Source organism: Paracoccus aerius (assembly GCF_014656455.1).
Taxonomy (GTDB): Bacteria; Pseudomonadota; Alphaproteobacteria; order Rhodobacterales; family Rhodobacteraceae; genus Paracoccus; species Paracoccus aerius.
This window is the reverse complement of record NZ_BNCL01000001.1, coordinates 86,735-98,660: the sequence shown is the minus strand read 5'-3', so window position 1 is coordinate 98,660 and position 11,926 is coordinate 86,735. Positions and strand designations below refer to the sequence as shown.

The following is an 11,926-nucleotide window of genomic DNA, read 5'->3' as shown; positions in this document are numbered from 1 at the left end:
TCCGGCATAGCGACAGGCAGGCAGCTTGACAACGCCCCCCGCCTCGCCTTGAACGGGCCGCAGGAGGCCCCATGACCAAACTTCTGTTGCGCGCCCTGGCGGGTGAAAGCCTGCCCACCCCACCGATCTGGATGATGCGCCAGGCCGGCCGCTATCTTCCCGAATACCGGGCGACGCGGGCGCAGGCGGGGGATTTCCTGTCGCTCTGCTACAATCCCGATCTTGCGGCCGAGGTCACGCTGCAGCCGATCCGGCGCTTTGGCTTCGATGCGGCGATCCTGTTTGCAGATATTCTGCTGGTCCCGCAGGCGCTAGGCGCGGACCTTTGGTTCGTGACGGGTGAGGGTCCACGGCTGTCGACCGTGACGGGGCCCGAGGGCATGGCACGCCTGAAACCCGCCGATCAGATCCACGAACGCCTTGCACCGGTCTACGAGACCGTTCGGATCCTGGCGCGAGAGCTGCCGGGCGAGACGACCCTGATCGGGTTCGCGGGTGCGCCCTGGACGGTTGCGACCTACATGATTGCCGGGCGCGGGACACCCGACCAAGGCCCCGCGCACAAGCTGAAGGACCAGGACCGGACGACGTTCACCGCGCTGATCGAGCGCATCACCGAGGCCACGATCCTTTATCTTTCCGCGCAGATCGAGGCGGGGGCCGAGGCCGTCAAGCTGTTCGACAGCTGGGCTGGCAGCCTGAAAGGCGCGGATTTCGACGATTTCGCGGTGACCCCCACCCGGCGCATCATCGCAGCCCTGAAGGAACGCCATCCCACCATCCCGGTCATCGCCTTCCCGCGAGAGGCTGGCGAACGCTATATCGGCTTCGCCCGCGCCACGGGGGCGGATTGCGTCGCGATCGACAATTCGGTTAGCGCGGAATGGGCGGCGCAGCATGTCCAACCTGACGGATGCGTGCAGGGCAACATGGACCCGCGTCACATGGTCACGGGTGGCCCCGCCCTTGTGGCCGAGGCGCAGCGGATCACCCGCGCGCTGCGCGGCGGCCCGCATATCTTCAACCTGGGCCACGGCATCACCCCGGACGCCGATCCTGCCAATGTCGCCGCCATGATCGAGGCTGTTCGCACCGCATGATCTGGGTCGCGGCAACGCTGATCGCGGCCACCGCGCAGACCGCGCGCAATGCCGCACAGGCGGGTCTGACGCGGCAGGTCGGCACGATGGGCGCGACGGCCGTGCGTTTTGTCTTCGGCTTTCCTTTCGCGGCCGCCGCGCTTGGCCTTGCTGCGATCTGGCTGCCGATTCCTCGCCCCGACCTTTCCGTGCTGGGCTGGGCCACCCTTGGCGCCCTCGCCCAGATCGCGGCGACAGCCTTCATGCTGGTCACCATGCGCGGACAGGGCTTCGGCGTCGCGACGGCCTTGATGAAAACCGAGCCGGTGACGCTGGCGGTCATCAGCGCCATTGTTCTGGCCGAGCCGCTGGGCGCCGCCCGGATGGGCGCGATCGGGCTGGCGACGCTGGGCGTCGTCCTGGCATCCGGCGTAAGCTGGGGCCGCGCGGGCTGGGGATCGGTGGCGACGGGGGTTCTTGCCGGGGCGCTGTTCGGACTGTCGGCCATCGGCTTTCGCGGCGCGCTTCTGGCGCTGCCGGATGGGGGCTATGTCCTGCGCGCCGTGACGATCCTTGCGATTACGCTGGGGATCCAGTCGGCCGTGATGATGGCCTGGCTGGCCCTTCGCGACCGCCGCGGCCTGTCGGGGATCATGCGGGAATGGCGGGTCTCGCTGGGGGCAGGCTTCCTGGGGACCTTTGCCTCGCTGTTCTGGTTCATCGGCTTTGCGCTGACGCCCGCCGCCAATGTCCGGACCCTGGCCCTGGTCGAGGTGGTCATGGCGCAAGTTCTGTCAGGCAGGCTGTTCCGCCAAAGGGCCGCACCCCTGCAACTGCTGGGAATGGGCCTGATTCTGGCCGGAGTAGGCTGGCTGCTGGCGGTGGCCGCCGCCTAAGGGCCGTCAAACCCATTTCGCCAGCGGCGGCAGGCTCATCAGCACGGCATCGGCGTTGTGGCCTGTCTCAAGGCCGAACTTGGTGCCGCGGTCATAGACCAGGTTGTATTCGGCATAAAGCCCGCGATGGATCAGCTGCGTGTCGCGGTCGGCGTCTGTGAAGGGCGTCGTCATCCGCGCCTCTGCCAAGGGCAGGAAAGCGGGCATGAAAGCCTCGCCCACGGCGCGGGTAAAGGCGAAATCGTCCTGCCAGCTGCCGGTGTTCAGGTCGTCGAAGAAAATGCCGCCCACGCCCCGGGCACGGCCGCGGTGAGGGATGAAGAAATACTCGTCCGCCCAGGCCTTGAAGCGGTCGTAATAGGTCGTGTCATGGGCATCGCAGGCCGCGCGCAAGGTGGCGTGGAAATGCGCCGTGTCATCGGCATATTCGATGCAGGGGTTCAGGTCCGCCCCGCCACCGAACCACCAGGCGCCGGGGGTCCAGAACATCCGCGTGTTCATGTGCACCGCCGGGGCATGGGGATTCTGCATATGCGCGACAAGGCTGATGCCGCTGGCCCAGAAGCGCGGATCGCCGTCGATCCCCGGCACCCCGCGCGAGGCCATGGCCGCCTGCGCGCGCGGGGCCAGCGTGCCATGAACCTCGGACCAGTTGACGCCGACCTTTTCGAAGACGCGGCCGCCCCGCATGACCGACATCAGGCCGCCACCGCCGTCCTGGTCGCGCAGGGTCGGCGTCACCTCGAACCGGCCCGCAGATGCAGGGCCCTGCCCCCGGTCCTCGAGTTCTTCGAAAGCCGCAACGATCCGGTCGCGCAGGCTGCGGAACCATGCGGCGGCGGTGCTGCGTTCCTGTTCCATCGACGTTCCCCAAACTTGATTTGCCAGCCGTCGGGCGCGGCGCTAGCATCCACCACCCGCTGTAATGAGACAGGCCATGACCCGCAACACCGCCCTTGCCGCGACCCTTTCCCTGCCGCTTCTGATTGCGGCCTGCGGCACCCCCCAGGAACGCTGCATCAGCAACAATACCAGCGAATACCGGACGGTCAGCCGCCTTCTGGCCGAGGTCGAGGGGAACCTGGCGCGGGGCTATGCGTGGGAGGAGCGGCAGGTCGTGCGGGACCGGCTGACCCAGTGCCGGCGCGTCTGGCGCGACCGTGACGGGCGCGCGGTCGTGGGATACGAGCCGTGCTGGCAGGACTATGTCGAGACCGAACGATACCGGGTGCCGATCGACCCGGCTTCCGAGCAGCGCAAGCGCGACAACCTGGCAGGGCGGCAGGCCCAGTTGGCCGACCGGGCCGCATCGGTCGTCCAGGCTTGCAAGGCAGCCTTTCCCGAACAGCAGGGCTAGGCCGTCTGCACCGCCACGCGGTCGGCAAGGCTGCGCCCGCCATCGACGGTCACGATCTGGCCCGTGACGAAGCGCGCGGCATCGCTGACCAGGTAAAGCACCGTATCCACCAGTTCGTCCGCAGGGGCGATGCGGCCCATCGGGGTGGCCGCGATGATGCGGTCGCGCAGTTCGGGCTTGTCGCGCAGAGAATCCTTCAGTTCGTGCGACATGACGCTGCCGAAGCGGATGCCGTTCACGCGGATCCTATGGGGCGCAAGCGCCAGGGCCATGCCGCGAGTCGCCTGTTCCTGCGCGGCATAGGCGATGGAATAGCCCAGCATCGTCGGCACCGGATGCAGCGCAGCCAAGGTCGAGATGTTGACGATGGCGCCTGCCGTGCCCGAATCCGGCTCGGCCTCGGCCTGCTTGATCATTCGCTTGGCCACGATCTGCGTCATCCGCAAGCCGGCCATCATGTTCTGGCGAAGAAGCTGCTCCAGCACCTCAAGGTCGGTATCAAGGGGGTCAGACGCCTTTACCAGCCGGTGCGCGTTCACCAGGATGTCCACCCGGTCAAAGGCATCCAGCGTCGCCGACAGCAGATTCGCCGTGGCCAGCTTTTCCGTCATCCGCCCCGCGAAGCAGCGGACATGGGGATCACGCTCGTCATAATCCGACATAGCAGCGGCCAGGGCGGTCTCATCCGTGTCCGCAAACATGACATTGGCGCCGCGTTCGACGAAATAGCGCGCCACGGCCAGGCCGATGCCGCGCCCGGCCCCGGTGACGATGGCGGTCTTGCCCTGGATCGACAGGCCCATCAGCGGCGGCCCTTGCGCGCGGCGCCCCGGCCCGCGCCCGTTGCCTCGATCACCTTGAAGCGGTTGTCGCCCCGCAACTCGGTTACTTGCGCGAAATGCTGGGTCAGGACGGTTTCGTAAGGAAGATGTCGGTTGGCCACCATCCACAGCCGCCCCGCACCCGTCAGCAATCGGGCAGCAGCCGCGATGAAATCGCCCCCGATCCGGGGATCCGCCACGCGGCCGTCGTGAAAGGGCGGGTTCATGATGACGCCGTTCACGGGATCGGGCAATGTGAAGTCGCGCGCATCGGCCCAGTGGAAGACCGCACGCGGATCCGTGATGTTGTCCTTGGCGGACTCGAGGGCGGCATGGTCGGCCTCGACCAGGTGGATCACTTCGATGCCGGGGCGGGCAAGCGCCTGCGCCGACAACCAGCCCCAGCCCGCGCCCAGATCGACGATACGGGTGGGCAGCCGGTCGGGCAGCGCGGCCGCAAGCATGGCCGATCCGGGGTCGATGCCGTCGGCGGAAAAGACCCCGGGCCGGGTGACGAAGCCCGGCACCACCTCATGCGCCGCGCTGGCCCAGCCGGGTGGAAGCCAATCGCCCGACGGAATGGTCACGCGAAAGATCTTGCCGTGGGCCTTGCTGTAAACTTCGTTCACGGGGGCGAGCCTGCGCAATTCCTTCAGGACCGAATCGACGCCGTCCGTCTTTTGCCCGTCGATCCACAGGGGCGCATAGGGTGAAAGGCGCGCGGCGGCATCGGCGATCCGGGCATGAGCCTCGGCCTTGGCGCGGGGCAGGATCACAAGGGCCGCGTCGAACCGCCCCTCGACCACAGGCGCCACCTGATAGCCGCGCGCGGTCAGGGCGCGATGATCGGGAAAATGGCCCTGCTGGACGCGGGTTCGCGCAGGATCCAGGGGCGAAAGATCATCGGACCCCTTGGCGCCGATCACAAGAAATTCCCCTTCGGGCGCGTTCCCCGAAAGGGCAAGGTCCAGGCGTGTCGTTGTCACTGTTATTCTTTTTCCATGGTGCATTGCAGCGGATGTTGCTGCCGCCGCGCCAGTTCCATCACCTGCGCGACCTTGGTTTCCGCGACCTCGTGCGAAAAGACGCCGACAACCGCCACACCCTTGCGATGGACGGTCAGCATGATCTCGATCGCCTGGGCATGCGTCATGTTGAACAGCCGTTCAAGGACATGGACCACGAACTCCATCGGCGTGAAGTCGTCGTTCAACATCAGCACCTTGTACATCGGGGGGCGCTGCGTGCGCGTGCGCGGTTTGACAACCAGTTCAATCTGATCATCGGGTCCGTCGCCGTCTGTCATCCACTGCGCCATAGGTCCAGTCTGGTCATGCTGATCACGTTACGGACACAATATAATCCATTTCACCGCTGATGAAACCCCGCCCAAAGGTGAGCAGGGCAGGCAAAATACACCAAATCAGCGGTTACATGGCCGTGAATGTCATGCTATTATCCGAATATTAAGCAAGGGCATGCAACAAACGACATGCCGTCCCGAGGCAGAGAGACCGCGACAGTGATCCCAATTTCCCTGACAGCCCGGCTGTGGGCTTTTCTCCTGCTGGCCATCGTGGCCCCGGCCACAGTTACGGCGGCGCCCTTTGCCGCCTATGTGATCGACGCCCGCACAGGCCAGCCCATCTACAAGCAGAACGAGGATACGCGGCTGCATCCCGCGTCCCTCACGAAGATGATGACGCTCTACATGGCCTTCACGGCAATCGAGCGTGGACAGGTCCGGCTGGATTCCCAGTTCCCGGTCTCGACCAATGCCGCGTCCGAGCCTCCGTCGAAGCTGGGTCTGAAGGCGGGCCAGCGAATCGAGCTTCGCTATCTGATCCGCGCCGCCGCGATCAAATCGGCCAACGACGCCGCCACCGCCATCGGCGAGGGTCTGGCAGGGTCCGAGGAGGCCTTTGCGCAGCAGATGACCCAGATGGCGCGCGCCCTAGGGATGCGGAACAGTAATTTCCGCAACGCGCATGGCCTGACGCAGGAAGGGCACTATTCCTCGGCCCATGACATGACGATCCTGGGGCGGCGGCTGTTCTATGATTTCCCGCAATATTACAACATCTTCTCGCGCCGGTCGGCGGATGCGGGGATTGCGCAGGTATCGTCGACCAACAAGCGGTTCCTGGACGCCTACGAAGGCGCGGACGGGATCAAGACGGGCTATACTCGTGCGGCAGGCTTCAACCTGACGGCATCGGCGCAGCGCGGCAACAAGCGGCTGGTGGCCACGGTCTTCGGCGGCACCTCGACGGCGCATCGCAACCAGGTGATGGCGCAGTTGCTGGATTCGGGCTTTACCCGGGTGCCGAACCGCGTCCGCGAAGTCCGGCCCGAAGCGCCGCGCCTGCTGGCGCAGCGCGTGGTCCGTCGCGCGCAGGTCGAACCCACCGCCGCCGCGACGGCGCCGCAGACGCAGCGGTTGGTGCTGTCGGCATCTGCCCCCCCGGCGCGCGTCAGCCGTCCGGCCCAGGCCTCGACCGCAGCCGTTGCCCAAGCCCCGCAAGCGGCGCCCGAGGCTGTGGCCGTCGGCGGCCTGACCCTTGCCGCCAGTGTGCGGCCGGTCAGCAGGCGCGCGGAACCGGCAGTTGCCGAAGCCGCCGCCCCCGACGCAGCCCAACCGCAATCGGCAAGCCTTGCGGCGCCGGTCCTTGCTGCGTCGGCCCGCCCTGCCCCGGCGCCGCGTTCGCGCACGGCCAGCATCGCCGCCGTGGCCGAGGCGTCCGAGGCAGGCAATCCCGGCGCCGATCCCGAAGCGATCGCGCGCGCCGTGGCCGAGGCTGTGCCGCAGGCCGGGGGCGCCTCGATGTCGCTGCTGGCCTCGCCCGCGCCGAAGCCGCGGTCGGAAACGGTCATCTTGGCCGCGATGGGCGAAGGCGACCGTTCGAACCCCGAAGAGCTCGAGATCGTTTCGCGCCCCGCCAACAGCGGCCGCAGCTGGGGCGTGACGCTGGGCATGTTCTCGTCCAAGGCCGAAGCCGAAAAGCTGCTGCTGCGCAGCGCGCTGCAAGACGGCGCGATCCTGGGCGGTGCACAGCGCCATGTCGCGGACACGAAGCGCGGCTTCCAGCCCAGCTTCGCGAACTTGACCAAGGGCAATGCAGAACTGATTTGCGAACGCTTCCTCAGCCGGTCCCAGGAATGCCAGGTGGTCGGCCGCTGACCCTTTGGGAAAAGCAGAACAGGACAAAGGGGCGGGCAAGTTTCCGCCCCTTTTGCTTTCCAGATGTCGGTCAGTCGGGCTTCGGCCGGTCGTCCCACTTGTCGCTGAGGATCCGTTCGGCATCGCCTTTCGGATCCTCGAACTGCCGCGAGCGTAGGGCCCAGATGAACGCGACAAGGCCCGCCGTGCCAAGGCCCAGCGAAACCGGGATGAGGATCGAGAGCATCTCCATGGGGCCGTCCTTTCAATCGCGCAGCCGCAGCGCGTTCAGCGTCACCGTGATCGAGCTTAGCGACATCGCCAGCGCTGCGATCAGCGGCGTCACCATCCCTGCCACGGCCAGCGGCACCGCCACGATGTTATAGGCGATCGAGATCGCAAAGTTCTGCCGAATCCGCCGCGTCGCCAGCCGGGCCAAGGCGACCGCCTCGGCCACGGGCACCAGGTCGCTGCCGGTCAGCACCATGTCGCTGGCAACCCGCGCCGCATCCAGGGCACTTGCCGGAGAGATCGAGGCATGGGCCCGGGCAAGCGCCGCCGTATCGTTCAGACCGTCCCCCACCATCAGGACATGCCCGCCCTGTGCCGCAAGATCGGCCACCATCGCTTCTTTTCCCTGGGGATCGACCGCGGCGCGGTGGTCGTCGATGCCCAGCCGGGCGGCCAGATCGGCAACCGCCGCCGGCCGGTCGCCCGAGATCAGCAGCACCCGGAGCCCCGCCTTGCGAAGGCGCGCCACGCAATCGGCAGCGCCGGGGCGCAGCTCGTCGGTGAACTCCAACCGCACCGGGGCCTGCCGCTCGACCGCAAGCCAGGTCGCGCTTGTGGGGCGATCCTCGTGATCCGACACGCCCAGCCAATCGGCACGGCCCAGCCGGACTGGACGCCCCCCCCAGCGGGCCGAGACGCCGAAGCCCGGATGCTCGGTCACCTCCGACAGCTCGGCCGGTTCATCCGTCAGCGCCGCGGCAAGCGCGACCGACAGGGGATGAGCCGAGGCCTGCGCCAAGGCGCGCGCCACCGGGCGCAGATCGGCAGGCAGCGGATCGTCGCTGACCAGCGTTGGCCGGCCAAGGGTCAGGGTGCCCGTCTTGTCGAAGACGACGGTGTCGACCTCGGCCAGCCGCTCAAGCGCGGTGCCGTCCTTGATCAGCAGCCCGCGCCGGAACAGCCGTCCCGACGCCGCCGTCGCCACTGCTGGAACCGCCAGGCCAAGCGCGCAGGGGCAGGTCACGATCAGCACCGCCGCCGCGATGTTCACCGCCAGGCGCAAGTCGCCCGTCATCCACATCCAGCCGGCAAAGCTGCACAACGCCATCAGGTGAACGCTGGGCGAATAAAGCCGCGACGCCCGTTCCGCCAGCGAGGTATAGCGTCCGCGCGCGGCCTCGGCAGCCTCGACCAGGGTGGTCAGGCGGGCCAGCGACGAATCCCGCCCCGCCGCCGTCACCCTCAGGGTCAGGGGGCCGGTTAGGTTCACCTCGCCTGCCGACAGCATCTGGCCGGGCTGGGCCAGCACGGGCAGCGTCTCGCCGGTCAACAGGGCGCGGTCGATCTCGGACCGGCCCTCGACGATCTCGCCATCGGCGGGAATGCGCGCGCCGGGGCGGACCCGGATCAGGTCTCCGGGGCGCAGGCTGGCAACGGGAACGGTCTGTTCGGCCCCGTCCACCAGCAGCGCGGCGCGCGGAACCTCCAGCGCGGTCAGTTCGGCCGCGGCGGATCTGGCGATCGCGCGCGTGCGGTGGTCCAGATAGCGCCCGATCAGCAGGAAGAAGCACAGCATCGCCGCCGCGTCGAAATAGGCGTGGTGGCCCGATTCCATCGTTTCATAGACCGAGATCGCACTGGCCAGGATCAGCGCCAGCGAGATCGGCACGTCCATGCCCAGCCGTCCAACCCGGATCGCAGCCCATGCGCTGCGGAAGAAGGGCTGCCCTGCAAAGAATACGGTGGGCAGAGCAATGGCGCCGCTGATCCAGTGGAACAGGTCACGCGTCGCGGATTCGGCCCCCGACCAGACGGCCACAGACAGGATCATGATGTTCATCATCGCGAATCCCGACACGCCGATCCGCATCAGCAGGTCGCGCCCCTGACGGTCGGCCGTGGTGGCCGACAGGGCGTCGGGATCCAATTCATGCGCCTCGTATCCCACCCTCGCCAGAACGGGGATCAGGTCGTCGGCGGCAAGACCTGGCGCCTCCACCGTGACGCGACGCAGGGTCAGGTTGACGCGGGCGTTGCGAACGCCCGGATGAGCGGTCAGCGCGGTTTCGACATCGGTGATGCAAGTCGCGCAATGGGCGGTCGGCAGGGACAGGATCACCGTTCCCTGCGCCACCTCGGCCCGGTCCGCCAGACGTTGCGCCAAGGGCGCCGCGTCGCAGGCGGGACAGGCGCTGAAGCCCGATGCGGTCAGGTCGGCCATGTCAGTTCACCATCGCCCCGGCATAATGATCCAGCCGCTGCCGGAACGTGGTTCCATCCGGCGCGACTGCCTGGACGTGGATGTTCCAGACCCCCGGCTCCAGCACCAGGGGGGCGCGGTAGATGCCGCCGCCTGCAACTTCGAAATGCGGCGTCACATCCGCGCGCTTGTGCGTGGGGCGCCCTATGGTGGCCGTGAAATCCCGCAGGACAGGATGGGTGCCCTGCCCATCCACGATCTCGATCGTGATGCGGGCGCCGTCATAGCTGGCCCTGGCCGTCCAGCCCAGGCTCTCCTGCGCCTGCCGGTCCCGGTCGAAGTGCTGCGAGGCGACATAGCTGTTCTTCACCTCGAGCCCCGGGAAGCTGCCCACGGCCAGGAAAGCCATGACCAGGTTGACGGCGATGATGACGCCAAAGGCCGCCAGCGTGATCACCAGGACATGGCGTCCGGTCAGTTCCCGTGTCATCCTATTCATCCTTTCCGTGGAAGATCGTGCCGACCGATGCGGTCATTCCGTCGACTTCGTCACGCACGACCAGATTCAGGGGCGTCGTGGCCCTTGCGGCAAGATCGGATCCCGCCGGTGCAGTCACATAAAGCCTGCTGCCGAGGGTCTCGTCCGCGGGCACACGGACGATCCCCGCAGGCGCGCCCTCGACCGCGACGGTCAGGCCGTCCGCCCCTTCAACCGCAAAGCTGAAGTCGCAGTCATCATGCTGCTTGTTGCGCAGCCGCACCTCGTAGGTGTTGCGGATTGCCCCGTCCGACATGGTCACGAACAGCGGGTTGCGCACCGGCGAGACGTTCAGGTCGAAGGGGGACCGCATGAACAGCGCGACGATCAGCGCCACCCCGATCCCGGACCACAGCGTGAAATACAGGATCGTCCGTGGCCGGAAGATGTGCCGCCAGACCGACTTGGGCTGGGCGCCCGCGCGTTCGGCAGTCTCGTCCTTAAGCGCCATGTAGTCGATCAGCCCGCGCGGCTTGCCGATCTTGTCCATGATCTCGTCGCAGGCGTCGATGCATAGCGCGCAGGTGATGCATTCCATCTGCTGGCCCTCGCGGATGTCGATGCCCATCGGGCAGACATTCACGCAGGCCAGGCAGTCGATGCAGTCCCCGCCGGACATGGCGGGGATCGGTCCGCCGACGCCGGTAGGCAGGCCAGGATAGGGCGTGGGCGGATATGTGGCGCCTGCGGCCGGACCCGCGACCCTGCTGGTAACCTCGGCCGCAGCAGCGACGGCCGCCGGGCGGTGGCGGACGTTGGTCTTGCCGCGCGGCTCGCCCCGCCATTCGCGATAGGCGACGGTCAACGTGTCCTCGTCCATCATGGCGGCCTGGATGCGCGGCCAGGGGCAGGCATAGATGCAGATCTGTTCGCGGGCAAAGCCGCCGAAGAGGAAGGTCGTCGCGGTCAGGATCGTCATTGTGATGTAGGCTACCGGATGAGCTTGTCCCGCCAGCAGGTTTCCCAGCAGCGTCGGCGCGTCGGTGAAATAGAAGATCCAGGCGCCCCCCGTCAGCAGCGCGATCACCAGCCAGGCCGCCCATTTCAGCGCCCACAGCCGGATCTTCTGCGCGTCCCAGTGCTGGCGGTGCAGGCGGATGCGGGCGTTGCGGTCACCCTCGATCCAGCGTTCCACCAGGATGAACAGGTCGGTCCAGACCGTCTGCGGGCAGGCATAGCCGCACCACACGCGTCCCAAGGCACTGGTGAACAGGAACAGGCCCAGTCCGGCCATCACCAGAAGGCCCGCCACGAAATAGAATTCGTGGGGCCAGATCTCGATCCAGAAGAAGAAGAACCTCCGGTTGGCCAGATCGACCAGGACGGCCTGGTCCGGCATGGTCGGGCCGCGGTCCCACCGGATCCAGGGCAGGATGTAATAGATCGCCAGGCTTATGCCCATGACGATCCACTTGAGGGTCCTGAACCGCCCGGCGACACGCTTGGGGAAGATCGGCTCCCGCTTGGCGTAAAGGCTGGGATGGTCCAATTCGGGATTGGACATCTGAAGAATCGCTCCTGTTTCGCGGGTCCGGTCTAGACCCGGCGGCAGCGGGATTCCTTGACCTGCATCAAATGCGGCCGCCCGTCCCCGTCCCTCGCTTGCGTCACATCTGATGATCCGGCATTCCTGTCGCAGGAAGG

General features: G+C 67.1%; 12 protein-coding genes. 4 read left to right on the top strand and 8 right to left on the bottom strand.

Translation table 11 applies throughout. From position 1 onward, the window contains the following. The first annotated feature begins 71 nt into the window (after positions 1-71). Together hemE and IE224_RS00515 are read left to right on the top strand one after the other, a co-directional pair. On the top strand, positions 72-1,100 hold the full coding sequence (gene hemE / locus IE224_RS00520) for a uroporphyrinogen decarboxylase (protein WP_191307168.1): 1,029 nt from the start codon (positions 72-74) through the stop codon (positions 1,098-1,100). After that, positions 1,097-1,975, top strand: a complete 879-nt coding sequence (locus tag IE224_RS00515; protein WP_191307166.1) for an EamA family transporter — start codon at positions 1,097-1,099, stop codon at positions 1,973-1,975. Before hemE ends, IE224_RS00515 begins: the two co-directional genes overlap by 4 nt. 6 nt (positions 1,976-1,981) lie before the next feature. Here IE224_RS00515 and hemF read toward each other — a convergent pair whose 3' ends face one another. Beyond that, entirely contained in the window at positions 1,982-2,836 is an 855-nt protein-coding gene (gene hemF, locus IE224_RS00510; protein ID WP_191307164.1) for an oxygen-dependent coproporphyrinogen oxidase, read from the bottom strand. A gap of 76 nt (positions 2,837-2,912) precedes the next feature. Here hemF and IE224_RS00505 point away from each other — a divergent pair, with 76 nt between their 5' ends. Beyond that, a complete protein-coding gene (locus IE224_RS00505) occupies positions 2,913-3,332 on the top strand; it encodes a hypothetical protein (RefSeq protein ID WP_191307162.1) in 420 nt (139 codons plus the stop codon). On the opposite strand, the gene IE224_RS00500 is transcribed toward IE224_RS00505, so the two are convergent. The 3 genes from IE224_RS00500 to clpS are packed head-to-tail and all read right to left on the bottom strand — an operon-like array spanning position 3,329 to position 5,459. After that, positions 3,329-4,135, bottom strand: coding sequence for an SDR family NAD(P)-dependent oxidoreductase (locus IE224_RS00500; protein ID WP_191307160.1), 807 nt, complete (start codon positions 4,133-4,135; stop codon positions 3,329-3,331). The genes IE224_RS00505 and IE224_RS00500 overlap by 4 nt on opposite strands. Then, positions 4,135-5,139, bottom strand: a complete 1,005-nt coding sequence (locus tag IE224_RS00495) for a class I SAM-dependent methyltransferase (RefSeq protein ID WP_191307158.1) — start codon at positions 5,137-5,139, stop codon at positions 4,135-4,137. Before IE224_RS00495 ends, IE224_RS00500 begins: the two co-directional genes overlap by 1 nt. 2 nt (positions 5,140-5,141) lie before the next feature. Then, a complete protein-coding gene (gene clpS / locus IE224_RS00490) occupies positions 5,142-5,459 on the bottom strand; it encodes an ATP-dependent Clp protease adapter ClpS (protein WP_167621891.1) in 318 nt (105 codons plus the stop codon). Between the two features lie 216 nt (positions 5,460-5,675). Here clpS and IE224_RS00485 point away from each other — a divergent pair, with 216 nt between their 5' ends. Then, entirely contained in the window at positions 5,676-7,334 is a 1,659-nt protein-coding gene (locus IE224_RS00485; protein WP_229849181.1) for a D-alanyl-D-alanine carboxypeptidase family protein, read from the top strand. Positions 7,335-7,404: 70 nt separating this feature from the next. Here IE224_RS00485 and ccoS read toward each other — a convergent pair whose 3' ends face one another. The 4 genes from ccoS to IE224_RS00465 are packed head-to-tail and all read right to left on the bottom strand — an operon-like array spanning position 7,405 to position 11,786. Next, positions 7,405-7,566, bottom strand: a complete 162-nt coding sequence (ccoS, locus tag IE224_RS00480; RefSeq protein WP_191307154.1) for a cbb3-type cytochrome oxidase assembly protein CcoS — start codon at positions 7,564-7,566, stop codon at positions 7,405-7,407. Positions 7,567-7,578: 12 nt separating this feature from the next. Continuing rightward, on the bottom strand, positions 7,579-9,765 hold the full coding sequence (locus IE224_RS00475) for a heavy metal translocating P-type ATPase (protein ID WP_191307152.1): 2,187 nt from the start codon (positions 9,763-9,765) through the stop codon (positions 7,579-7,581). Position 9,766: 1 nt separating this feature from the next. Beyond that, complete coding sequence (locus IE224_RS00470) at positions 9,767-10,234, bottom strand: FixH family protein (protein WP_191307150.1); 468 nt, start codon at positions 10,232-10,234, stop codon at positions 9,767-9,769. A 1-nt stretch (position 10,235) separates the two neighbouring features. Beyond that, entirely contained in the window at positions 10,236-11,786 is a 1,551-nt protein-coding gene (locus tag IE224_RS00465; RefSeq protein WP_191307148.1) for an RdxA/RdxB/FixG family protein, read from the bottom strand. Between the last annotated feature and the right edge of the window lie 140 nt (positions 11,787-11,926).

Excerpts from the sequence above, each read along its gene's own strand:
- IE224_RS00475 (WP_191307152.1), bottom strand. The coding sequence starts at position 9,765 with ATGGCCGACCTGACCGCATCGGGCTTCAGCGCCTGTCCCGCCTGCGAC.
- IE224_RS00470 (WP_191307150.1), bottom strand. The coding sequence starts at position 10,234 with ATGACACGGGAACTGACCGGACGCCATGTCCTGGTGATCACGCTGGCG.
- IE224_RS00465 (WP_191307148.1), bottom strand. The coding sequence starts at position 11,786 with ATGTCCAATCCCGAATTGGACCATCCCAGCCTTTACGCCAAGCGGGAG.
- hemE (WP_191307168.1), top strand. The coding sequence starts at position 72 with ATGACCAAACTTCTGTTGCGCGCCCTGGCGGGTGAAAGCCTGCCCACC.
- IE224_RS00505 (WP_191307162.1), top strand. The coding sequence starts at position 2,913 with ATGACCCGCAACACCGCCCTTGCCGCGACCCTTTCCCTGCCGCTTCTG.
- ccoS (WP_191307154.1), bottom strand. The coding sequence starts at position 7,566 with ATGGAGATGCTCTCGATCCTCATCCCGGTTTCGCTGGGCCTTGGCACG.
- hemF (WP_191307164.1), bottom strand. The coding sequence starts at position 2,836 with ATGGAACAGGAACGCAGCACCGCCGCCGCATGGTTCCGCAGCCTGCGC.
- IE224_RS00515 (WP_191307166.1), top strand. The coding sequence starts at position 1,097 with ATGATCTGGGTCGCGGCAACGCTGATCGCGGCCACCGCGCAGACCGCG.
- clpS (WP_167621891.1), bottom strand. The coding sequence starts at position 5,459 with ATGACAGACGGCGACGGACCCGATGATCAGATTGAACTGGTTGTCAAA.
- IE224_RS00500 (WP_191307160.1), bottom strand. The coding sequence starts at position 4,135 with ATGGGCCTGTCGATCCAGGGCAAGACCGCCATCGTCACCGGGGCCGGG.